The sequence below is a fragment of the Spirosoma oryzicola genome, assembly GCF_021233055.1.
In the GTDB taxonomy this organism is placed as follows: domain Bacteria; phylum Bacteroidota; class Bacteroidia; order Cytophagales; family Spirosomataceae; genus Spirosoma; species Spirosoma oryzicola.
This window is the reverse complement of record NZ_CP089538.1, coordinates 136,124-158,086: the sequence shown is the minus strand read 5'-3', so window position 1 is coordinate 158,086 and position 21,963 is coordinate 136,124. Positions and strand designations below refer to the sequence as shown.

The 21,963-nt window shown below is 49.0% G+C and carries 22 protein-coding genes; 8 read left to right on the top strand and 14 right to left on the bottom strand.

Features of this window, described 5'->3' with window-relative positions; genetic code table 11:
* Positions 1-117: 117 nt before the first annotated feature.
* Positions 118-1,170 (bottom strand): alpha/beta hydrolase, encoded by a 1,053-nt coding sequence (locus LQ777_RS00620; protein ID WP_232560589.1) that lies wholly within the window; start codon positions 1,168-1,170, stop codon positions 118-120.
* Entirely contained in the window at positions 1,167-2,573 is a 1,407-nt protein-coding gene (locus tag LQ777_RS00615; RefSeq protein WP_232560588.1) for an RsmB/NOP family class I SAM-dependent RNA methyltransferase, read from the bottom strand. The genes LQ777_RS00620 and LQ777_RS00615 overlap by 4 nt, the downstream gene beginning before the upstream one ends.
* A 47-nt stretch (positions 2,574-2,620) precedes the next feature.
* Here LQ777_RS00615 and LQ777_RS00610 point away from each other — a divergent pair, with 47 nt between their 5' ends.
* Entirely contained in the window at positions 2,621-3,127 is a 507-nt protein-coding gene (locus LQ777_RS00610) for a KdsC family phosphatase (RefSeq protein WP_232560587.1), read from the top strand.
* A 70-nt stretch (positions 3,128-3,197) separates the two neighbouring features.
* On the opposite strand, the gene LQ777_RS00605 is transcribed toward LQ777_RS00610, so the two are convergent.
* Positions 3,198-4,031, bottom strand: coding sequence for an aminotransferase class IV (locus tag LQ777_RS00605; RefSeq protein ID WP_232560586.1), 834 nt, complete (start codon positions 4,029-4,031; stop codon positions 3,198-3,200).
* 58 nt (positions 4,032-4,089) lie between these two features.
* A complete protein-coding gene (gene ettA, locus LQ777_RS00600; RefSeq protein ID WP_232560585.1) occupies positions 4,090-5,757 on the bottom strand; it encodes an energy-dependent translational throttle protein EttA in 1,668 nt (555 codons plus the stop codon).
* Positions 5,758-5,831: 74 nt separating this feature from the next.
* Here ettA and LQ777_RS00595 point away from each other — a divergent pair, with 74 nt between their 5' ends.
* Positions 5,832-7,109: a DUF349 domain-containing protein gene (locus LQ777_RS00595; protein ID WP_232560584.1), complete on the top strand. Its 1,278-nt coding sequence runs from the start codon at positions 5,832-5,834 to the stop codon at positions 7,107-7,109.
* 77 nt (positions 7,110-7,186) lie between these two features.
* Entirely contained in the window at positions 7,187-7,462 is a 276-nt protein-coding gene (locus tag LQ777_RS00590) for a hypothetical protein (protein ID WP_232560583.1), read from the top strand.
* Here LQ777_RS00590 and serS read toward each other — a convergent pair.
* From serS to LQ777_RS00565, 5 genes are all read right to left on the bottom strand, one after another.
* Positions 7,459-8,730: a serine--tRNA ligase gene (gene serS, locus LQ777_RS00585; protein ID WP_232560582.1), complete on the bottom strand. Its 1,272-nt coding sequence runs from the start codon at positions 8,728-8,730 to the stop codon at positions 7,459-7,461. The genes LQ777_RS00590 and serS overlap by 4 nt on opposite strands.
* A 54-nt stretch (positions 8,731-8,784) precedes the next feature.
* On the bottom strand, positions 8,785-10,110 hold the full coding sequence (locus LQ777_RS00580; protein WP_232560581.1) for an aspartate kinase: 1,326 nt from the start codon (positions 10,108-10,110) through the stop codon (positions 8,785-8,787).
* 80 nt (positions 10,111-10,190) lie between these two features.
* The gene (gene ribH / locus LQ777_RS00575) at positions 10,191-10,694 is read right to left on the bottom strand and encodes a 6,7-dimethyl-8-ribityllumazine synthase (RefSeq protein ID WP_232560580.1); all 504 of its coding nucleotides are present in this window, start codon (positions 10,692-10,694) and stop codon (positions 10,191-10,193) included.
* Positions 10,695-10,840: 146 nt separating this feature from the next.
* Positions 10,841-11,536 (bottom strand): tetratricopeptide repeat protein, encoded by a 696-nt coding sequence (locus LQ777_RS00570; protein ID WP_232560579.1) that lies wholly within the window; start codon positions 11,534-11,536, stop codon positions 10,841-10,843.
* Between the two features lie 85 nt (positions 11,537-11,621).
* Entirely contained in the window at positions 11,622-11,846 is a 225-nt protein-coding gene (locus LQ777_RS00565; protein WP_232560578.1) for a DUF4926 domain-containing protein, read from the bottom strand.
* Positions 11,847-12,097: 251 nt separating this feature from the next.
* On the opposite strand from LQ777_RS00565, the gene LQ777_RS00560 reads away from it, so the two are divergent.
* A complete protein-coding gene (locus LQ777_RS00560) occupies positions 12,098-14,509 on the top strand; it encodes a TonB-dependent receptor (RefSeq protein ID WP_232560577.1) in 2,412 nt (803 codons plus the stop codon).
* 123 nt (positions 14,510-14,632) lie between these two features.
* On the opposite strand, the gene LQ777_RS00555 is transcribed toward LQ777_RS00560, so the two are convergent.
* On the bottom strand, positions 14,633-15,772 hold the full coding sequence (locus tag LQ777_RS00555) for a cystathionine gamma-synthase (protein WP_232560576.1): 1,140 nt from the start codon (positions 15,770-15,772) through the stop codon (positions 14,633-14,635).
* Between the two features lie 86 nt (positions 15,773-15,858).
* On the opposite strand from LQ777_RS00555, the gene LQ777_RS00550 reads away from it, so the two are divergent.
* Complete coding sequence (locus LQ777_RS00550; protein ID WP_232560575.1) at positions 15,859-16,530, top strand: TVP38/TMEM64 family protein; 672 nt, start codon at positions 15,859-15,861, stop codon at positions 16,528-16,530.
* Between the two features lie 8 nt (positions 16,531-16,538).
* Here the strand turns inward: LQ777_RS00550 and LQ777_RS00545 are convergent, their stop codons facing one another.
* Positions 16,539-17,351, bottom strand: a complete 813-nt coding sequence (locus tag LQ777_RS00545) for an alpha/beta hydrolase (RefSeq protein WP_232560574.1) — start codon at positions 17,349-17,351, stop codon at positions 16,539-16,541.
* Between the two features lie 35 nt (positions 17,352-17,386).
* Between LQ777_RS00545 and LQ777_RS00540 the strand changes: the two genes are divergently transcribed.
* The 3 genes from LQ777_RS00540 to LQ777_RS00530 all read left to right on the top strand — a co-directional run bounded on the left by LQ777_RS00540 (position 17,387) and on the right by LQ777_RS00530 (position 20,218).
* The gene (locus LQ777_RS00540) at positions 17,387-17,857 is read left to right on the top strand and encodes a MaoC family dehydratase (RefSeq protein WP_232560573.1); all 471 of its coding nucleotides are present in this window, start codon (positions 17,387-17,389) and stop codon (positions 17,855-17,857) included.
* 92 nt (positions 17,858-17,949) lie between these two features.
* Complete coding sequence (locus tag LQ777_RS00535; RefSeq protein WP_232560572.1) at positions 17,950-19,119, top strand: acyl-CoA dehydrogenase; 1,170 nt, start codon at positions 17,950-17,952, stop codon at positions 19,117-19,119.
* A 172-nt stretch (positions 19,120-19,291) separates the two neighbouring features.
* Positions 19,292-20,218, top strand: a complete 927-nt coding sequence (locus tag LQ777_RS00530) for an AraC family transcriptional regulator (RefSeq protein ID WP_232560571.1) — start codon at positions 19,292-19,294, stop codon at positions 20,216-20,218.
* Positions 20,219-20,257: 39 nt separating this feature from the next.
* Here LQ777_RS00530 and LQ777_RS00525 read toward each other — a convergent pair whose 3' ends face one another.
* The 3 genes from LQ777_RS00525 to LQ777_RS00515 are packed head-to-tail and all read right to left on the bottom strand — an operon-like array spanning position 20,258 to position 21,957.
* Positions 20,258-20,689 (bottom strand): energy transducer TonB, encoded by a 432-nt coding sequence (locus LQ777_RS00525; RefSeq protein WP_232560570.1) that lies wholly within the window; start codon positions 20,687-20,689, stop codon positions 20,258-20,260.
* Positions 20,690-20,693: 4 nt separating this feature from the next.
* A complete protein-coding gene (locus LQ777_RS00520) occupies positions 20,694-21,512 on the bottom strand; it encodes a phosphoglycerol geranylgeranyltransferase (protein WP_425276917.1) in 819 nt (272 codons plus the stop codon).
* Complete coding sequence (locus LQ777_RS00515) at positions 21,421-21,957, bottom strand: hypothetical protein (RefSeq protein ID WP_232560569.1); 537 nt, start codon at positions 21,955-21,957, stop codon at positions 21,421-21,423. The genes LQ777_RS00520 and LQ777_RS00515 overlap by 92 nt, the downstream gene beginning before the upstream one ends.
* Positions 21,958-21,963: the final 6 nt, after the last annotated feature.

Here is a 21,963-nt window from a genome sequence, read left to right as displayed (position 1 = left end):
CGGGTCACCGGTGCGATTTTCGGTTTACAGTTTTCATAAGCCGCCGTAACAGACTTTTCCTGAAACTGTGCTCTGTGATCGCCTAGAGGCAAACAACAGCGTGACGCCAAAGTTACGTTATTTTTTGGTCAAGCTACCGTTACGCCCTAAGGCGATAGCGGGTCTTTCTGTCGACACAGCCGGTAGCTTCAGTACATTCGCCATGAAGGTTTCGGTAGCCTTGTATACTCCTTTTAGATCATTCGATGTGAATTTTGACGCAATCACGTGTTCACCGGCGTTGGGGAAATCTACTTTTTCTTTCTGGTCGGAAGGCGTTCCAAGTGCATCAAACATAGCCAGCATGGCATCTACCGAGACCACTTTATCCTGATGAGCGGAGTCCTTATAATAATAGCCCATGAATAGCGGTTGCTTTACTTTCTGAAACAGCTCGGGAGTCATGTACTCATCCAGCATCGTTTGCAGTGTAATCAACCCGTTAGTATGGTACTGGGGTAGCCAATACCGCACACGACCAGGCTTTTTATAGTCACTAACCACATATTCGCCCTGAAATACCTGGTTAAGAATCTGCTTTCCCCACGGCTTAGTGACCAGTTTCAGGGCTGGATTGGCCACCGCAATGCAGGGTGAATAAAGCACCAAACCGTAAATTTCAGGATGATGAGCGGCCAGATAAAGCGTTAGCATCCCGCCCGCCGACGTACCCATTACAATTACTTTTTCACCTAATGCCTTACCAATCGCCAGCGCCCGCTCAGCCGACGCGGTATAATTACCGGGAGTCAGGTCCTTGAGCGCATCCGGTGAATCGACCCCGTGTCCGTACGTGCGGCCCAGATACAAATTGCAGCCAAACCGGTTCGCCAGTTGCCGGTGAACGGGTTCGCCTTCGGCCCAGGTCGCCGAAAAACCAGGAATATAAACGATGCTATACGGCGTTTTGACTTTGTGCAGACTATCGGCCCATACAATCCGGGCTTCGTTATCGGGCCGCAGATTCGCTTTGCTTTCCGACTCCGCAATCGTTTGTTCGAGCCTTACCAGATCGGGGTCAAGCACAATCGGTTCGTCTTTTATGGGGTCGTGGTGCGCCGATGGTCCTAGCATATAACTGACCACGATACAGGTCAACAGTAAGCCGCTAATGGTAAAAAACCGTTTCATATGTATTCTTTGATGTCCATACGAATGCGCCAGTCTTTTGGCAAGTAATTGTTTACCCGGTTCCCAACGCCTTTCACCCAACCTAAATTTATTCCCTCGTATTGGGCTAGCTGCCAGCCTTTAACGGGCTGGTCAAATACCAGATTTTCTTTCTTAAAGTAACGTAATGCCTCTTCCTTACTCAGCGAAAGCGCCGGCAAATTTTGGTTGATGATCGTGCTTAAGGCAAGCGCGTGGGACGGAATAAAGTCAGTTCCTTTAAACTGCCCAATTTCTAGACCAAATCCTTTGTTACGCAGGGCGCTATCTAAAAATAAGAACTGCTTTTCCAGCGCTTTAGGCAACGCCATAACGTCCCCGTTCGGTTTTTCCCACAGCGAAAAGTTGGCCGGATTTTGCAGCCAGGTCATCGCCGATGCCGTTTCGCGTGGACGCAACGCCCGAATGCTGCGAAACGTACGAGCATCCAGTTTGACAGCAGCGGTGAATGCCGTTTTTTGAAACACGCTGATGAAAAAGCCTTCGCCCCGAACCCGGTGGGGGTAGCATTGGTACCCAACCGTATTGTCGGACCATCGTTCGGCTACGTTCCACTCCGCTGGTAACGTGAGCGCGCGGTTGCGAAACCCATGTTGGGTTAAGTAACGGACGTTCTCGCTATTTTCCGAATCATTGTAGGTACAGGTACTGTAGATTAAAATTCCCCCTTCGTCGAGTAAGGGAGCGGCTGCCGATAAAATTCGTTTTTGCCGGGCCGAGCAAAGCTGTACCGCATCCTCCGACCACTCGTTCATCGCGTCAGGATCTTTCCGAAATAAGCCTTCACCCGAACACGGAGCATCCACGACAACTACGTCGAAGAAACCCGCCAGGTTACCCATATCTTCCGGATCGTGGTTGCTGACGACGACATTGGCGTATCCCCACTTGTCGAGATTTTCCCGAAGTACCGACACCCGGCTCCGAATGACCTCATTACAAACAAGTAAACTATCCGGATGCAATGCTGACGCAAGCAGCGTACTTTTTCCGCCCGGAGCCGCGCATAAATCCAACACCCGCAGAGGACGGTTAAGATTGGCGGTTTGCTTCAACGCTTCCTGCAAAAGCATTGACGAAGCTTCCTGCACGTAATAAGCCCCCGCCTGAAACAACGGATCGAGGGTAAAACTTGGCCGTTCGTTCAAATAAAACCCTTCTGAACACCAGGGCACCCGGTCCAGACCCGTTGTGTCGTACTGCTGCTTTCTGGGGTTTATGCGGATGCTAACCGGCGTTTCCTGCTTGATTGCTGATTCAAACGAGGAAAACTCAGTACCTAACTGTGCTTGCATTTGCGCCTGAAACGCCGATGGAAGTTCGCCCGACGCCGATCCAGCCAATAACGGGTTGTAATTATTCATTTAACAAAAATATAGAACAGTCAGTCGATTACCAGTAAACTTACAACATGACCACCATGCAAGAACGTTTTAAACAAATAAGAACATTTATTTTCGACGTAGATGGCGTACTAACGGACGGAAGCGTCCATTTGCTAGCTTCCGGTGAGCGCTTTCGCACCGTTTTCATTCGCGATACCTATGCCATCGAGCGCGCTTTAAAAGCAGGATTTCGTGTGGGTATTGTCTCAGCGGCCAACGCTGATGGCCTACGCAGTTGGCTGGCAGCAACGAATGTGAAGGACGTTTTTATGGGAGGTCCGTCGGACCAGAAATTAAATGCTTACCTCGGTTATATCACCCGCGACAGCTTAAAGGAAAGCGAGATTCTGTACATGGGCGATGATATTCCCGACTTCCCTATTTTAAGTCGCCCGGATGTACTTAGCACGTGTCCGTCGGACGCTGTGGACGAAATCCAGTCCGTTTGCGATTATGTTTCACCGATGCTGGGTGGACGCGGTGCCGCCCGTGACGTAATCGAACAGGTTATGAAAGCACAGGGAAAGTGGTAAACCCAAAAGCAGAAAGCTGGATACTGAACCAATGTTGGTCAGCATCCAGCTTTCCGTAGAGTCATTGTAACTACCAGTTTTTTACGAGTTCATCGAAGCGCTCTAACAAAAACGTTGATTTAGGGCCAACGTATCCATCACCGATCGTCAGTTCACCGATTTGCGTAATGGGTAATACCCGCTTGGTCGAGCTGGTCGTAAACGCTTCGTCGGCATCGTAGAGATCAGACAGCAGCACCGGCCGCTCCTGAACGTCAAAGTCACCTTGCGCCAACTGCATGACTGTCCGGCGCGTAATGCCGTGCAAAATATTGCGATTAGGCGTGATGAGCTGGTCTCCTTTTACAATAAAGAAATTACTACGACTCAATTCGCTGATTTCACCCCCTTTTTGAAAAAGCACGTCTGAGGCACCCGCCGACCGGATAGCCTGAGCCATCAGAATAAGCCGTTTGTAGTCGGTACTTTTTACTTCGGCCATTTCCCGAACGTACTCATCCAGAATCACCTTAATACCCTGTTCGTATTGACTCTGCGGAGTTGGATGGATTTCCTCAGTTAGGATCAGCAAGTTGGGACGTACAACACTGATGCTATCGGGTGCGTATCCTCCGGTCATCACAAACCGAAAGGCGACATCAGCTGGTGCTCCTGCTCCGACGCTCCGCTCCAACAGATCCATGAGGACGGTGTAGGTTTCGCTCTTGCTGATCGGAAGCGGCAAGTGCAACCGCGTCGCTGAGTTCTGAAAGCGCTCCCAGTACCAATCCCACTGAAAGGGTCTACCGTTGTAGGTCAGGAAGTAATCGAACAAGCCATAGCCGCGAAGCAAGCCAAGGTCGGTGACACCAACAGCCAACTGATCGGTGGGTGCAATGGTGCCATTGAAATAGCCGTAATACATACGAAGGTACTTAAACTGAGATTACGCTTTTTTTAGTGTTGAGTCAATCAACCAGCGCCTAAACGAGTTTTTTATACTTTATCCGGGTTGGTGTCGCGTCGGAACCCAAGCGTTTGCGTCGGTTTTCTTCGTACTCCGAGAAGTTACCTTCAAACCAATACACCTGAGAATCGCCTTCAAACGCCAGAATGTGGGTCGCAATCCGGTCAAGGAACCAGCGGTCGTGGCTGATAACCACCGCACAACCGGCAAAGTTTTCGAGACCTTCTTCCAAAGCCCGCAGCGTGTTAACGTCGAGGTCGTTCGTCGGCTCATCAAGCAACAGTAGGTTTGCGCCTTCCTTGAGCGTCATCGCCAGGTGAACCCGGTTGCGCTCACCACCCGACAATGTTCCGATTTTCTTTTCCTGATCCGCGCCCGCAAAATTGAATCGACTGACATAAGCGCGCGCGTTGGACTGACGGCCACCCATCATAATCCACTCGTTACCACCCGAAATCGCTTCGTACACCGTCTTGTTCGGATCAAGCCCATCGTGTTCCTGATCGACATAAGCGACCTTAACTGTATCACCTACGTCAAACGTACCGGCATCAGGCTTGTCACGGCCCGTGATCAGTTTGAAAAGCGTGGTTTTACCGGCTCCGTTCGGTCCGATGATACCCACGATTCCGCCCTGTGGTAACCGGAACTCCAGATTTTCGAACAGCAGTCGTTCCCCAAAGGCTTTGGCCACGTCGCTGGCTTCGATAACCTTTGCACCCAGACGCGGTCCCGGTGGAATAAAGATTTCAAGTTTGTCTTCGCGCTGTTTTACGTCTTCACTCAACAGCTTTTCGTAAGCGCCCAGACGAGCTTTCGATTTGGCCTGACGAGCTTTTGGTGCCATTTTCACCCACTCCAACTCGCGTTGTAGGGTTTTTTGCCGCTTCGACTCGGTCTTTTCTTCTTTGGCTAACCGCTGCTGCTTCTGATCCAGCCAGGATGAGTAATTTCCTTTCCAGGGGATGCCTTCGCCCCGATCCAATTCTAGAATCCAACCGGCTACATTATCCAGGAAGTACCGATCGTGCGTCACGGCGATGACCGTACCCGTGTATTGCCGCAAGTGTTCTTCCAGCCACAATACCGATTCGGCATCAAGGTGGTTGGTTGGCTCATCAAGCAGTAACACGTCGGGTTGTTGAAGCAGCAGACGGCATAAGGCAACCCGCCGTTTTTCACCACCTGACAGGTTATCGATAATCGCTTCGGACGGCGGGCAGCGTAACGCATCCATCGCCCGTTCGAGTTTTTGATCGAGTTCCCAAGCGTTATAATGGTCGAGTTTTTCCTGAACTTCTCCCTGCCGGGCAATCAGTTTGTCGAAGTCGGCATCCGGATCACCGAAGGCTTCATTGATCTCGTCAAACTCTTTGAGCAGGTTAACAACTTCCTGTACGCCTTCTTCGACAACCTCCCGAACGGTCTTGCCGGGTGTGAACTGAGGCTCCTGTTCGAGCATCCCAACCGAATAGCCAGGAGAAAACACTACTTCGCCCGTGTAGTTCTTATCTATACCGGCGATAATGCGCAGCAGTGTAGATTTACCAGAGCCGTTTAATCCTAAAACGCCGATTTTAGCGCCGTAAAAAAAGGAAAGATATATGTTCTTTAGGATTTGTCGGTTGGGCGGAATATTTTTACTCACGCCCGCCATGGAGAAAATTATGGTTTCCTGACTCATTAATTTCTAATAGATTTGTGGTTGGCAATAATCCTCAAAATTAACCCACAGCGCAGCCTTAACCAAGTATAGTAATGGAAAACGCTTCACTGGTAGATGAATACGGTTACGTCAAAGACGGAAAGGTATTTTTGAAAGGCTACCTGGATTACGAAGATCGCCAGATTGGCGAAGTTAAACGCACTGAGCAGGAAGCGCTCGACTATTTTAAGAATCGCTTCGTTATTGCTGAGAACAAAGTCAGCCAGCTAGAAAATGACATTGAGGAAGCCCAGAATAAAGGCTCTTACCTGACTAAGCTGGTTCAGCTCCGAAAAAAACTGCTCGGTTTTGATGCCCTCGGCGATTTTCCGCCCCTGCTCGACCGCCTGGACTCGCAGGAGAAACTCTTGTCGGAGTTAATTACGGTCAATCAACTCAAGAATCTGGAGATCAAGCGTGCATTGATTGCCGAAGCCGAAGCAATCGCCAATAGTACAGACTGGCGAGAAACGGCAGACGCTTTGCAGGAGATCAAAACGAAATGGATCAAAACGGGTCCTGTTGATAAGACCGCCGAAGTCGAAATAGAAGGGCGGTTTCAGGAGTTGCTGGATGGTTTCTTCCAACGCCGACGTGAATTCTTCAACGAACAGAACAAGGTTATTCAGGAGCGGCTGGACAAGTACGACGAACTGATTCGGCTGGCTTTCCGGGCGAACCGACTGGGCGATCTGGATGCCGCTTTTCAGGAAGTTCGTAAGCTCAACAACGCCTGGAAAATGGTCGGTGAAGTCCCCATCAAAAAGAGTGGGAAGCTTTACAAGCAGTTCAAGAAAGCAACGACCATGTTCTACACGAAGTATAACGACGCGAAGGGCATTGTCATTGAGAAGAAAATCGATCCCCGGATTGAAGCGCAGATGAAAATGGTTGATGAAGCCGAACGTCTGTCGAAGCAATCGGATATTTTTGCAGCTGCCGAACGCGCGAAAGTGCTGCTCAATAGCTGGAAGGAAATTCGGGTGCCCTTCAAATTGCAGGACAAAAACCTCAATGAACGCTTCCGGGCCGCCTGCGACAAGATTTTTGAGCTAAGTTATTTAGGACGTGTACTGACCCGGAAATACCCGGCTTTCGAACTAAAAAGTCAATCCGAACAAATTCGGACGAAGATTCGGGAAATGGAGTATCTGGTCAAACGGGAGAAAAGCGACTTGCAATTCTCACTCCAGGATGCCGATGGTCTTGACCCGAATAACGACGCGGACAAGCAGGTCTTGAACAAGATTAACACCCAGAAGCGCAAGATTGCCATGAAAGAAACGATCCTGCGTGAATTTCAGAAACAACTAGAAGGAGTTCGGTACTAACAACTTTCTAAACAAAAACGAAACGTGCCCCGATCTGGATCGGGGCACGTTTCGTTTTTATAACTTGTTCTTTAGGTATGGAAACCTCATTGAACAAACCTGATTTCGTTGCGTCTGAAACTTTATTTCGGGCCGCTATTGTCCCCGGCAAATTCGTTCGGCTCGAGTACTTAACCGACCTGAGCGAGTTTATCAAGGCTGACGTTACCATCAAGCAACTTTGCCGGGAAGGTGATACCGAGCTGCTTGAACTGGCTAACGGCGAGATGGTACCGCTTGATCGGGTTGTCAGCATTTCCGGTAACTTATCACCGCGTTATCCCGGCTACGGCAACTACTCCTGCGATTGTTAGCTGATCACATCGAAGCCGCAATATGGAACCAGAACCGCTGGAATGCGAATGCCTTCCGGCGTCTGGTTGTTTTCGAGGATCGATGCCAGAATACGAGGCAATGCCAGCGCCGATCCGTTCAGCGTGTGCAGGAGTTGCATCTTGCCCTCTACCTTAGAGCGTAGCTTGAGCCGGTTGGCCTGATACGTTTCAAAGTTTGAAACCGAGCTTACTTCAAGCCAGCGCTGCTGAGCCGCCGACCAAACTTCCATGTCGTACGTCAGGGCCGACGTGAAGCCCATATCGCCACCGCACAGCCGCAACACCCGATACGGTAGTTCGAGCTTTTGTAGTAACGATTGCACATGCAGGCTCATTTCGTCCAAGGCGGCATACGAGTTTTCGGGTTTTTCGATCCGTACGATCTCGACCTTATCGAACTGATGCAGTCGGTTCAAGCCCCGTACGTGCGCTCCCCACGAACCCGCTTCGCGCCGGAAGCAAGGTGTATATCCCACGTTTTTAACCGGCAACTGGTTCTCGGGTAAAATCACATCGCGGTACATATTCGTGATGGGAACCTCCGCCGTTGGGATCAGATACAGCTTTTCTTCCGTGATGAAATACATCTGCCCTTCTTTGTCGGGAAGCTGCCCGGTTCCAAAGCCCGAATCTTCGTTCACAACAATAGGCGGCTGCACTTCCGTGAAGCCCGCATTCAAGGCTTCATCGAGGAAAAAGTTGATCAGCGCCCGTTGAATCCGAGCGCCTTTTCCTTTGTAGACCGGAAAGCCTGCACCCGAAATTTTTACGCCCAGCTCGAAATCGATGATGTCGTACTTCTTGATCAGTTCCCAGTGAGGCTGGGCCGATTCGTGAAGGGTTGGCTTCTCGCCATGTTCCAGTACGACTTCGTTGTCTTCCGCGGTCCGTCCTTCCGGTACGCTACTGTGCGGAATGTTCGGGATCGTGACCAGAACTGTCTGTAGGTCGGCTTCTAACTGACGCAATGCATCCGCAAGATCTTTCGAACGGGTTTTCAACACAGCCGTTTCCGCTTTAGCCGCATCCGCTTCTGCCTTGTTACCCGCTTTCATCAACGCGCCAATCTGACTTGCTTTTGCGTTGGACTGAGCCAGAACATCGTCGAGTTCACGTTGGGTATCGCGCCGTTGCTGGTCGAGGGTCAACACTTGTTCAACGACCGCTTCGGCATTGGCAAAATGTCTTTTTCGCAGGCCCGCTAATACAGTATCTTTATTTTCGCGGATGAAATTAAGTTGTAGCATTGCATGGATGAGAGTCGAAACTCTCGTTTGTTGATACGATTTCGGTACGTGGTATTACAGTGAGAACAAGCCTTCGTTCAGGGCGTTAAGCGCTTCCGCTTTGTAACGACCGTGAACCAGCAGCGATAAGTTGCTTTCTGTACCACCGTAGGAAACCATACGAATAGGAATATTTTTCAGTGCATTGAACACCCGTAACGCTACGCCTTCGTTGTCAGCACTGAAATTACCCACGATACAGATAATTGTCTGATCATAATCGGGTTCTTCCAGCGTACAGAAGGCGCTTAGCTCTTCGGAAATTTCGTTGATCCGTTCAGTATTATCGATGGTGACCGACACAGAAACTTCCGACGTTGCCAGCATATCCACGGGCGTTTTGTACTTCTCGAAAATCTCGAAAATACGACGCAGGAAACCGTAAGCGTTCAGCATACGAGTCGAGTGGATGTACAAGGCCGTGATTCCGTCTTTAGCCGCAATCGCTTTAAACACCTGGTCACTCGTTCGGTCGGCGATCAGCGTACCGGGAGCAGCCGGGTCCATCGTATTCTTGAGCCGAACCGGAACACCAAACATACGAGCGGGCGTAATGGTAGACGGATGCAGAATCTTAGCTCCGAAATAAGCCAGTTCAGCCGCTTCATCAAACGTTAGCTCACGCACCGGGAACGTATTCTTAACAATCCGGGGATCGTTATTGTGCATCCCGTCGATATCCGTCCAGATCTGGATTTCGTCGGCCCGAATCGCTCCGCCAATTAACGAAGCGGTGTAGTCAGATCCGCCCCGCTTGAGGTTGTCTACTTCCCCACGCGGATTGCGGCAGATGAACCCTTGCGTAACAATGATCTGCTTGTCTTCATGCTGTGGCAGCATTGTTGCCAGTGCCTCCTCCGTAAACTGAATTTCGGGTTCGTTGTCGGCATCAATCCGCATAAACTCAAGCGCAGGCAGAAGCGTCGATGGGACACCTTCTTCGGCCAGATACGCCTGAAAAATCTGGGTACTCAGCAGTTCGCCTTCCGCTACCAGTTCTTTTTCCTGTTTGAGCGTAAATGGCTTAATCCCCGTTAGTGAACGAATAAACGAAAACTCACTGTCAATAATCTGTTGCCCGGCGGCTTTCCCCTCCGGCGTTCCGTACAGTTCATCAACGAAGCTATCGTAATGCGCTTTGAGCGAATCGATCTGCGCATTCGCTTCGGCGTCATTATTGGCTTTCAGAGATTCGCCAATCGCCAAAAGATTGTTGGTTGAGCCGGACAAAGCCGACAGGACGACAATTTTACGAGTATTGTCTTCAGTGATTAGGGTACGGATGGACCGCATGCGCTCGGGCTTCCCGACCGATGTACCGCCAAATTTCCAGACGTGCATACTAAACGAGTGAGTGTGTGAACGAGCGAACGAGTAACGAGTTATTCGCTCGTCCACTCATGCACTCCTTTGCCTTTTATTTAAAACTGAAATGAATAAACCTGTCTTTGTAGGCCCAGCATTTTAACAGCCGTAATAGCCGCTTCGTCGCCTTTGTTCCCGTGCTTCCCGCCCGCCCGGTCAAGTGCCTGTTGCTGGTCATTTGGCGTCAAAACGCCAAAAATAACGGGCTTACCCGTTTTAAGACCAACGTTCGTCAATCCCTGAGCAACGGCGTGATTGATGTAATCATTATGCTTGGTTTCGCCCTGGATAACGCAGCCTAACGCAATCACGGCATCAATGTCATCGCGCTGAGCAAACCACTGCGCGCCCAGGCTCAACTCATAACTACCCGGCACATTGCCCCGGACGATATTTTCAGCTTTAGCGCCGTGCTGGAGCAACGTCTGATACGCACCCGCGAACAAAGCTTCCGTTACTTCCGTGTTCCATTCAGAAACAAGAATCGCAAACCGGCGATGACTGATATCGGGCAGATCATCGGTTGAAAATACACTCAGGTTTTTTTGATCAGATGCCATGTAAAGAAACCGGAAACCCGGCGAAGTTTAGTGAATTAACGACTGTCTTACCTACTGCTACTCGGAAATGGTTGAGACAATTGACAAAAAAAGGACAAAACCTCGGTCGGCTTTGTCCTTCGCTGTATTGAGTTGTTCAAGTACGCCTACGACTCGCCGACCGCTGCATCCAGCACGGATTTATACTTCTTGGCAGTAACAGCCTCGGCAGATTGGGGATACTTTTCGATAATGTCGTTGTACGTTTCGATGGCTTTATCGTTTTGCTTAGCCTGTTCGCGAACAATAGCTAGTTTCAACAGATAGCCGGGCGTAAAGAATTTATTGGGTTTGTAGTCAGCTGCTTTTTGATAGTAATCAGCCGCTTCGTCATAGCTTTTCTTCTCAGTATAAGCGTCACCGATGAGCGCATAAGCACGCGCCTGCACCAGCAGATCCGATGAGCTAAAGCTTTTCAGACGATCGATGGCTTCGTCGTACTTACCTTCTTTCAGTAAGCCAACACCCGCGTAAAACTCGGCCAGATTACCAGCGGGCGTTGCGCCGTAGCTGTCGGCAACGCTCAGCAGGCCAGGGCTTCTGCCATCGCCATTGAGGGCTTTCTTCAGTGAATCGGCTTCGAGCTTGTAAACCGATGGGAATAGTTCGACCTGCGCTGTTTCGTCCTGGCTACTTACGTAATAGCGATAGCCAAAGAAACCAACGACCAGCAACACAATGCCGCCGACTACACCTAAAACGATATTTCGGTTCTGTTGGAAAAAATCACCAACATCCTCTAATCTCCCCTCTAATGCGTCTGAATCTTCCAAAAAATCCAGTCCACTGTTCTTTTTGCTCATTTGTTTGCAATTTGGACTGCAAAATTAGGAATATTTGTAATTGCGGAAAAGCGTAATGCTCAAAAGTTTACAGAAGAGTTTTCGGTTAAACCGTCATATCCCGGACAGTCATAACTTCCGACGCCCGAACGGAGCGTATCTGATGAGCCATTAAGGTCACGATTGCTACTGCTTCGCCCGTTAAGGTTACAAACTCTACTTCAAACGCTTGACCCCCATTGTAGACGGTCAGAATCGTGCCAATATCTCCCGCTTTTAAACGTCCATCCGTCAGATCTCCTTGCAGCACGACTAAATCAAACTCATTCATAGGCAACAATACTGTTCGAAAAAGTAACGTTTGACAGAGAATCTTGTTTGTTAAAATTGCTTTAACTTTGCGCTGCTAATCTTCTAAGGGGTGCCTCATAACAACGGGCTGAGATTATACCCATTGAACCTGCACGGGTAATGCCGTGAAGGGAGATGTAGTCACGATGTGCAGTCGTGATCGTTACCAACCAAAATCATATCTAACCAAGGATAGGTTTGGCCCCTAGCTTATCGTCATGCTTTTTCGTTATGAAAAAACCGACGACTGGACCACTTCGTCATTTTAGACGTGCCCCGTTTTTTGCTTTTTTGACAGCTATCGTCTGTCTGTCAGCGCTACCCACCTGGGCTCAACTCGTTATTTCGGGAACCGTCAACGACGCCGATGGCGGAATACTTCCTGGTGCTGCCGTTACGCTTGAAGGCACGTACAAAGGTACCTTTACCGATGCCAACGGCTCGTTTCAGCTAACGAATCTAAAGCCGGGTTCACTCTCCCTTCGGGTATCCCTGCTTGGCTACGAGCCTCAAACGCAAGCCATTAATCTAAGCCAATGCACGACGGTAACCGTTAGTCTCAGAAAAACAGCGGTGACTGTCGATGAAGTTGTTGTGAGCGCTACGCGGGCAAATCAGAAATCAGCCATTGCCTATACTGATGTGTCGCGGCAGTATTTGAACAAGCTGAATCTAGGTCAGGATATTCCGCAGTTGCTCAACTTTACACCGTCTATCGTTACAACTTCTGACGCGGGAGCGGGCGTGGGCTACACCGGTATTCGCATCCGGGGGTCCGACGCCACGCGGGTAAACGTCACGCTCAACGGTATTCCGTACAATGACGCCGAATCGCAGGGTACGTTTTTTGTCAATATGCCCGACTTCGCGTCGTCGGTGAGCAGCATTCAGATTCAGCGGGGTGTGGGGACCTCGACCAATGGCGCAGGTGCGTTCGGCGCTTCGGTCAATATTCAAACCAACAAGCTGGAAGAAAAACCGTACGCTGAAACGAATATCTCTGCGGGCTCTTTCGGCACGCGCAAAGTAAACGTACTAGCCGGAACGGGTTTGATCAACAATCACTTCGTACTCGACGCCCGGCTGTCGAAGATTTATTCCGACGGCTATGTCGACCGGGCTTTTTCTGATCTGCGGTCGTTCTACGTATCGGGCGGTTATTATACCAAGAAAAGTTTTTTCCGGCTGAACATTTTTTCGGGTCAGGAACAAACGTATCAGTCGTGGGGCGGTGTACCTGAGAATCTGCTTAAAACGAACCGCACGTACAACGTTTACACCTACGACAACGAAACCGATAACTACCAGCAAGACAACTACCAGCTTATTACATCGCATGAGTTAAGCCGCAACTGGCGACTGAACGTTTCGGCTTTTTACACGAAAGGAAAAGGCTATTACGAGCAATACCGGCCCAATGATCGGTTCAGCAATTACGGCTTACCCAACGTTGTCATCGGCGATTCGACCATCTCCCGCACCGACATCATTCGGCGACGGTGGCTCAATAACGATTTTTACGGGACCGTTTTTTCGCTTGACTACAATAGCTTTGGTAAGCTAACGGCAAATATTGGTGGTGGCTGGAATAACTATCAGGGAGGACACTACGGCGAGGTTATCTGGGCGCGAATCGCTGGTAATACCAATATTCGGGACCGCTATTACAACGACGATGCGACAAAACGCGACCTGAATCTGTACGCCAAGGCATTCTATCAATTCAGCAAACCACTCAATGGCTTTGTTGATGTGCAGGTTCGGCAAATTGATTACTCATTTCTTGGTTTTAATAGCCAGTTGCAAAACGTTCAACAGGATGCTAAGCTAACATTTTTCAATCCCAAAGCAGGTTTGACTTACGTCCTGAACGACCGTAGTACCGCTTACGCGTCGGTTGGTGTTGGCCACCGCGAACCAAACCGCGACGATTACACCCAATCGACGCCGGAGAGTCGTCCCAAAGCCGAGCGCCTTATTGATTACGAAGCGGGTTACAAACTGCAAACGGAGCGGCTGGCGTTTACGGCCAATGGCTATTACATGACTTACCGGAATCAGCTCGTTTTGTCGGGTCAGCTCAACGACGTAGGCGCTTACAACCGCGTAAACATTCCGGTTAGTTACCGGGCAGGTATTGAGCTTGAAGCGGGGGCTCGCTTAGCCAAGCAATTGCGCTGGAATGTAAACGCAACGTTTAGCCGTAACAAAGTCCGTAACTTCACCGAGTACCTGGATAACTTTGATAACGGTCAGCAGGAAAGTCGGCAGTACAGCGAGACTGATATTTCATTTTCACCAAACGTGATTGCTGGCTCACAACTGTTGTTCACCCCCGCCAAAGGACTAGAACTGGGACTGTTATCGAAATACGTTGGAAAGCAGTACCTCGACAATACATCCAACGAAAGCCGCCAATTAAACTCGTACTTCACGAACGACATTCGTCTGATCTATAGCCTAAAACCAAAATTTGCTCAGGAGATTTCGTTTACGTTGTTGCTCAATAACGTCCTGAATGAACTGTATGAATCCAATGGCTACACCTACGCTTACATCTCAGAAGGACGCGTGACGGCTGACAACGGCTATTACCCACAAGCCGGGCGTAACTTCCTCGCCGGAATTCGGGTGCGTTTCTAATCCAAACCGCCCGGCGGCCCGGCGAGATTTGCGTGATTTAGGTGAGTGACGATGATTTCGAAGTTCGATCAGCGTATTCACCTAAATCACGCAAACCCGGCTGGGTCACTGGCTAATTCAGTCTTACCCGATGGCCTGTTCCAAATCCTGAATCAAGTCGTCAACGTCTTCGATACCGACACTAAGCCGGATAAGCGTGTCTTTTAAGCCGTTTTTCTGCCGCTCCTCCTTCGGAATACTAGCGTGCGTCATACTAGCCGGGTGCGTACATAGTGATTCAACACCCCCCAGCGATTCGCCAAGCGAGAATACGGCAAAGCTTTCCATCACCCGTACGGCTTCCGGCATCGAATCGCCTTTCAGTTCAAACGACAGCATTCCTCCAAAACCACGCATCTGCTTTTTAGCCAGTTCATGACCCGGATGCGATTCAAGGCCGGGGTAATGCACTAAACCAACTTTCGGATGTTGTTGCAGGTACTGAGCGACTTTCAACGCGTTTTCGCAGTGCCGCTGCATCCGAACGTGCAGCGTTTTGATACCCCGCAGTACCAAGAAACAATCTTGTGGACCCGGTACGGCACCGCAGGCATTCTGAATAAATGCCAACCGCTGGGCCGTCTCATCGTCGTTGAGCACAATAGCGCCCATAACTGTATCGGAGTGACCGCCGAGGTATTTGGTAACCGAATGCATCACAATATCGGCACCCAGATCAAGTGGATTCTGCAAATACGGCGATGCAAACGTGTTATCGACCACCAATTGAATGTTCCGTTGTTTGGTGATAGCCGCAATCGCAGTGATATCGACCAGCCGTAACAATGGGTTTGTAGGCGTTTCGATCCAGACCATTTTGGTAGCTGGCGTAATAGCCGCTTCCAGATTGGCGGGGTTATCCAGGCTAACGAATTTGAACGTAAGCCCGAACTCCTGAAAGACGCGCACCATGATTCGGTACGTGCCACCGTATAAATCGTTGCTGGCTATAATTTCGTCTCCGGGTTTGAACAGTTTGAGAATAGCGTCTGTCGCACCAAGCCCCGATGAGTAGCAAATGCCATGTTTGCCGTTTTCAAGAGCGGCCAGGTTATTTTGCAACACCGTTCGGGTCGGGTTCTGCGTTCGGGCGTATTCGTACCCTTTATGCTTGCCCGGCGACTCCTGTACATAAGTCGATGTCTGGTAAATGGGTGTCATAATAGCACCCGTTGTAGGGTCCGGCTCAATACCGGCATGGATGGCTTTGGTTCCGAATTTCATGTCCTAAAGTAGTAAAACTAGTCAGTAGATAAACGACCAGGTTACAGAAACCAAACCAGAACAGGTGTCTGGCAGTTTGATATATCGTGAAATCATCCATTCTAAAGCACTTTACCGGGCCTGTTATTGCTGGCATCCTGATGTCGGTAACGCCTATTGTGTTTACGTCTTTACTGACTTATTACGCGATTCTTCACGAGTCAGACATTGCCGGTTTTACAGCCTGGCAATGGGCCGGTATTACGCTTCTGTGCGCAATCACATCTGCCGCATTGACGCCACCGACCATGCTGGCGTTAATCTTTGGCTATTTTCTGGGTTGGCAGGCCGTACTTCCGCTTTTTCTGGTCAACATGGGAGGTATTCTGTTCATCAACCTCCTCGTACGCTGGCTCGATCATGAACGCTTTCTGAGCTTTTTACGCCGAAATCCCAAAGCACAATCGGTACTCGACCGAATTTTGAACAAAGAACTGGAAGTTATTTTTTTCGCCAAGCTCTCCCCTATTCTTCCCTTCGGGCTTACGAATCTACTGTTTGCTCTTTCGGGAGCTCAGCTGAAAAACATATTGCTGGGCGGTCTGCTAGGTATGATGCCCAGAACGTTACTTGCGATTTGGTCGGGCCACGAAGCGCGTGAGATCCGAACGCTACTGGAAAACCCAAACCAAAGCAGTTGGACGCAGATCATTATCGTTGTCCTTGTCATTGTGTCGATTGCGGGCTTGTGGCAGGTGATCCAACGAGCCTTGAAGTAAAGCCATTCTCACACCTGCTTTGCCAGCCGTTCACCCGCCAGCTCTATAAGCAAATTGTGGCCTGTCTTGACGATTGTCAATTCGAACTGATAGAGTCGTTTTGTAAGCGGGAGAACATAACTGGTTGGTATTATCCGGTCGAAAGAGCCCATAAAAAAATGGGTCTCTAAGCGCATTTCATTAATCAAATCACCGACCCGCTCAAGGTCAGGAAAAATAAGCCGAAACTGAGTCCAGCTTTGATACACCAAATTGCGACGTTCGGGCGTGTCGAGCGAGATCTCAACAAAGCGCATCAATGTTCGATTCAGCAGCCCCGCCCGTGTCAAAAAATGACCGATGGTGCTTAAAAACGTTAGATGAGTCAACACAAACCGAAACAACCGTCTGCCCAGGGAAGAACCCGTTGCTAACTTGTACCAACGACTCGGCGTAATACCATCCGGAGCAATAAGAATCAGCTGATCGACGCGACTAGCTAACAATTCGGCGGTTGTCAGCGCAAACCGTCCCCCCAGGCTAAAACCCACCACCGAAAAACGATCAACGGCGTTTGCCTGTAAAAATGCGTCAATCAAGCGTTGCCAAACAGTTTTCGTTAACAAGTGATTACTCCGATACTGACTGCTACCGTGAAAAAACAGATCGATGGCTAACAGGGTATATCGGTCACCAAGAAGATTTTCGTATTTGGCAAATACCTGCCCAGTCTGTCCGAAGCCGTGAAAAGCCAATAGTGTGATTGGCCCATAACCAAATCGACGGTATGCCAGTTGGTTATTTTCAAACGTAAATAGGTCAACATCGGCAGCTCTCGTCATAGCGACAAAGTTGAACGTTGTCCCTCAAAATAACTATGCAACACTTCACAAACTTAGCCGAATTCGCGGCTCACGCTGGTCAATCGCTCGGCGAAACACAATACATGACCATTACGCAGGAAGCCGTTGACCTCTTTGCTCAGGCGACTGGCGACAACCAGTGGATTCATACCGATCCCGAGCGATCCAAGCAGGAATCGCCTTACAAAACGCCTGTTGCGCACGGTTTTTTAACGCTTTCGCTGGCTCCTAAGTTACTAGCCGAATTGTACCAGATCGATTCTGTAAAGATGGCCGTCAACTACGGCGCTAACAAAATCCGCTTTTCGAATGCCGTACCCGTCGGCAGCCAACTGCGCATGAAAGGCTGGCTACACCATGCTGAACCGCAGAATGATAACGAGGACACATCAGGGACACGGGCCATTATCGAATGTGTATTTGAAGTAGAAGGTGAGCAAAAGCCAGCTTGCGTAGCCGAATTGATCGTACTGTTGTTTGAATAGTAGTATGCAAGCATACTATTTATCTAGGTTTTTTTTATCTTTACCTACGTTAAGGTAGACGATCATCACAAGAAAAAAACCAATTCACTCAGATGGCAACGGCAGCGCTTGGACTAGAGGGATTAAATTTTAATTTGTCGGAGGAACACCGCGCCGTACAGGAAGCCGCCCGTGATTTCGCCCATAACGAACTGCTGCCTGGCATTATCGAGCGCGATAACGAAGCCCGGTTTCCAGCAGAGCAAGTAAAACGCATGGGCGAATTGGGCTTCCTCGGCATGATGGTTTCGCCCGAATACGGCGGTGGCGGAATGGACACGGTATCGTACGTACTGGCGATGGAAGAGATTTCCAAAGTAGACGCATCGGCCTCCGTGATCATGTCGGTAAACAACTCGCTTGTCTGTTTCGGCCTTGAAGCGTACGGTACTGAGGAGCAAAAACAAACGTATTTGACACCACTGGCCGCTGGTGAAATCATCGGCGCGTTTTGCCTCTCGGAACCCGAAGCAGGCTCCGACGCAACGTCACAAACCACGACGGCGGAAGACAAAGGAGATTATTATTTAGTAAACGGTACAAAAAACTGGATCACAAACGGTAACTCCTCCAGTGTTTGTCTGGTCATTGCGCAGACGGATCGCGAAAAAAAACACCGCGGTATCAACTGTCTGATTGCCGAAAAAGGAACACCTGGTTTCGTCGTAGGAAAGAAGGAAGACAAGATGGGGATTCGCGCTTCCGACACCCATTCTTTGTTGTTTACTGACGTTAAAATACCTAAAAAAAATAGAATTGGCGAAGACGGATTTGGCTTTAAATTCGCCATGTCGACCCTGAACGGTGGACGCATTGGTATAGCTGCCCAGGCACTGGGTATTGCGGCTGGTGCTTACGAACTGTCGCTTAAGTACGCACAGGAACGAAAATCATTTGGCAAACAACTGTTTGACCACCAAGCTATTCAATTCAAATTAGCCGAAATGGCCACCAGAATTGAAGCAGCCCGGCTTTTGGTTTATAAGGCAGCGCGGATAAAAGACGAACACGGCGATTACGTTCAGGCGGCTGCTATGGCTAAGTTATTTGCTTCGGATGTTGCCATGTGGGCTACCACAGAGGCTGTACAGATTCATGGTGGCTACGGTTACGTAAAGGAATACCACGTAGAACGTCTGATGCGTGACGCCAAAATTACTCAGATTTATGAGGGTACGTCCGAAATCCAAAAACTAGTTATAGCGCGTGAACTCATTCGCTAACTCTATTCCTAATAAAATAGAATTTTTTCAAAGGGCTAGTGCGTGTTCAATAAGAATACGCACTATTTTTTTATTTTTTGGAAACTTTTATACTTGTATTAGTTTTGTACAAATTATTAGTTTTGTGCAACTTTGAAAGCATGTAGCATTCACGCGCACTTTCCTTTCAGCTATGGAAGACTACAATAAAATAATTGAATCACTGGGCGTGAAGTTTATTAAGGCCCGTAACATTCGGATTTTGCAACCTATCACCATCAGAAACTTCTATGATGTTGAAAACACGTTGCTGATCTTATATAATGGCGAGGTATCCATCGGCGAAGAACGCGTTAAAGTTAACGTAGGCGATATGCTGTTTATTCCGGGTGGAAAGCACGTGACGGTTACCTATGGAGACCCTACCAGTTCTAAAACGGTTTCCAACGAGGAGTTTATGACGCACCGGGAATCGTACTGGGAAGGAAACCACGATCCAAAACTGATCGGGCATTTGCCTAATTCGTTTGGGTATGTGTCCTTCGAGGCTAAGGTTTTCGACTCGGTGAACTTCTTCAACTCACTCGATGTACCGCCTTTCATCATCAAACGGGAAGATCACCTGGCGAATACAATCGACCAGATTCTGGCCGAGGACATGACGGATCTTGCGGGTAAGGGTCGTATCGTTAAGATCAAGACCGAAGAAATCGTTATTGAAGTTGTTCGGTACATCCTTAAGAACCGTCTGTTCGTCGAACAGCTGGTAACCAACAGTACTTATTTTAAAGATCCGCGCTTAATCGATATTTTCGCTTACATCAAGGAAAACCTAGGTGGCGATCTGTCAAACAAGGTGTTGGCCAACGTTGCTAACGTTTCGGAAGATTACGTTGGACAGTACTTCAAAATGCTGACGGGTATTAATCCACAGGATTATATCGAATACCAGCGGATGGAAGCAGCCGTCGGTCTTCTACGTACGAGCAAAAAGAGCATCCGAGCTATTGGAGCGGAAGTTGGGTATAAGGATACCGCTTACTTCTGCCGTCGTTTTAAGATGATGTTTGGTATTCCTGCGGGCAAGATGCGTCGCCGGGAATCACTGATGAACGTCTAAAACGAAAAGAGCCAGTTAGTAGTGACTGGCTCTTTTCGTTTATTGCATACTTACTTCTATCGGCAGTGTATAAAAAACGGCGACTGGCTTCCCATTAACCTCGCCGGGCTGCCAGCGCGGCATTTTTTCGATGGCCGAGATAATGGTTGTCATGAAGTCCTGCATTCCTTTCTGGGTCTTTTTATCGAGTGGTTTCGATGTAACGCGTACGTCACGCACGACTCCGTCCTTACCAATAATAAACTTGGCTGAAACCGGTCCGGTATTGTAATTTCTACGCGACAAGGAGTTAGGAAACTTAATATTTTCGGCCAGGTAGCGACTTAGTGCCGTATTTCCTCCCGGAAACTCCGGTTGCTGCTCAGCTACCGTAAAAACAGGTTCATTGCGTCCTTGTGCAACGGCAGAACCTGGTGTAAATAAACCAATTGTGCCAAAGATGCACAAAATGATTAAAGCAATGTTTTTCATACGTTTACGCTTGCACTACTGATTGATTGAACTCCCGCACAACGGCTGCTAATTCAGGGAGCAGCTCTGGATTCTGCTCAATACCGTTGCCTACAACAATAACATCGGCTCCTGCTTTCAACGCGTTGTATGCTTTTTCGCCCGAGTTGATTCCTCCCCCAACTAAAACGGGGCAATCGACTACGGCTTGAACAGCAGCAATCATCGCAGGCGGTACTGGCCAGCGTGCTCCACTTCCCGCGTCTAAATACATGATCTGTAGACCAAGCATTTCGCCCGCCAGGGCCGTGCAGGCCGCTACATCGGGCTTGTCGTGCGGCAAGGGAGTGGTGCCACTAATATACGAAACGGTAGTCTGAGTTCCACTATCAACCAGCATGTAACCAGTCGACAGTATCTCTAAACCACTTCGTTTGAGAAGGGGTGCAGCAATAACATGCTGTCCTATTAAAAACTCGGGGTTCCGACCGGAAATAAGTGAAAGCAGAAGAATAGCATCGGCCGACGGTTCGATGTGTAACGGATTACCCGGAAACAAAATCACGGGTATGTCGGTGTGCTGGCGAATGGTAGCAATAACTTCCTTGTGGATGTATTCCGTAACTAAACTACCACCGACGAGAAAGAAGTCAACAGCGAATTGGTCGGCGCGAGTTACTAGTGCTGAAAGCTCATCTTGCTTGATCTTGTCGGGATCAAGCAAGACGGCCAGTGATTTTCGACCAGCTGATTTATAGTTGCGTAGTGTATTGCGCAGGCTCAGTAGTTGCCTTGGCGTGGTATTGTCCTCCGGTCCTGGGGTCTGCGGTTGGATTGATCGCATTATTCTGACGGATACGAGCTAAAAAGCCGGTTAGCTGCTCGCGAGCAATATTTGTCAGAACAGTGGTAATTAAACCCCCGATCAAACCACTTGCGGCAGCTGATTTTTGTGTCTTTTTTGCTTGCTGCTTTATTGCTCTTTGAGTAGGATGCGCATTCGATGGTTCATCTTCGTCATACTCTTCGTACGAAAAATCACGATCTTCTGGTTCACCATACTTTTCAGCGTATCGGTACTCATCAGACTTTGGCAGAATAGCATTTACGACCAAATATACGGCTAAACCAACACCTGCTACAAACGCGGCTGTTTTCCCGATTTCAGAAGCGTCGTCTTTAATCGAATCTACGCTATCTGTAATGGACGATTTAAACCGCTCAGTAGCAGCCATCAATTGAGCCCGACGAGCCGTAGTATCGGCAAAAGGTACTTTTGGGTCTTCCATAATTTT

Coding starts and splice junctions, on each gene's coding strand:
- LQ777_RS00540 (WP_232560573.1), top strand. CDS start 17,387: ATGCAACACTTCACAAACTTAGCCGAATTCGCGGCTCACGCTGGTCAA.
- LQ777_RS00590 (WP_232560583.1), top strand. CDS start 7,187: ATGGAAACCTCATTGAACAAACCTGATTTCGTTGCGTCTGAAACTTTA.
- LQ777_RS00580 (WP_232560581.1), bottom strand. CDS start 10,110: ATGCACGTCTGGAAATTTGGCGGTACATCGGTCGGGAAGCCCGAGCGC.
- LQ777_RS00525 (WP_232560570.1), bottom strand. CDS start 20,689: ATGAAAAACATTGCTTTAATCATTTTGTGCATCTTTGGCACAATTGGT.
- LQ777_RS00560 (WP_232560577.1), top strand. CDS start 12,098: ATGAAAAAACCGACGACTGGACCACTTCGTCATTTTAGACGTGCCCCG.
- LQ777_RS00565 (WP_232560578.1), bottom strand. CDS start 11,846: ATGAATGAGTTTGATTTAGTCGTGCTGCAAGGAGATCTGACGGATGGA.
- LQ777_RS00615 (WP_232560588.1), bottom strand. CDS start 2,573: ATGAATAATTACAACCCGTTATTGGCTGGATCGGCGTCGGGCGAACTT.
- LQ777_RS00605 (WP_232560586.1), bottom strand. CDS start 4,031: ATGTATTACGGCTATTTCAATGGCACCATTGCACCCACCGATCAGTTG.
- LQ777_RS00610 (WP_232560587.1), top strand. CDS start 2,621: ATGACCACCATGCAAGAACGTTTTAAACAAATAAGAACATTTATTTTC.
- LQ777_RS00620 (WP_232560589.1), bottom strand. CDS start 1,170: ATGAAACGGTTTTTTACCATTAGCGGCTTACTGTTGACCTGTATCGTG.
- LQ777_RS00530 (WP_232560571.1), top strand. CDS start 19,292: ATGGAAGACTACAATAAAATAATTGAATCACTGGGCGTGAAGTTTATT.
- serS (WP_232560582.1), bottom strand. CDS start 8,730: ATGCTACAACTTAATTTCATCCGCGAAAATAAAGATACTGTATTAGCG.
- ettA (WP_232560585.1), bottom strand. CDS start 5,757: ATGAGTCAGGAAACCATAATTTTCTCCATGGCGGGCGTGAGTAAAAAT.
- ribH (WP_232560580.1), bottom strand. CDS start 10,694: ATGGCATCTGATCAAAAAAACCTGAGTGTATTTTCAACCGATGATCTG.
- LQ777_RS00535 (WP_232560572.1), top strand. CDS start 17,950: ATGGCAACGGCAGCGCTTGGACTAGAGGGATTAAATTTTAATTTGTCG.
- LQ777_RS00555 (WP_232560576.1), bottom strand. CDS start 15,772: ATGAAATTCGGAACCAAAGCCATCCATGCCGGTATTGAGCCGGACCCT.
- LQ777_RS00520 (WP_425276917.1), bottom strand. CDS start 21,512: ATGCGATCAATCCAACCGCAGACCCCAGGACCGGAGGACAATACCACG.
- LQ777_RS00545 (WP_232560574.1), bottom strand. CDS start 17,351: ATGACGAGAGCTGCCGATGTTGACCTATTTACGTTTGAAAATAACCAA.
- LQ777_RS00515 (WP_232560569.1), bottom strand. CDS start 21,957: ATGGAAGACCCAAAAGTACCTTTTGCCGATACTACGGCTCGTCGGGCT.
- LQ777_RS00595 (WP_232560584.1), top strand. CDS start 5,832: ATGGAAAACGCTTCACTGGTAGATGAATACGGTTACGTCAAAGACGGA.
- LQ777_RS00570 (WP_232560579.1), bottom strand. CDS start 11,536: ATGAGCAAAAAGAACAGTGGACTGGATTTTTTGGAAGATTCAGACGCA.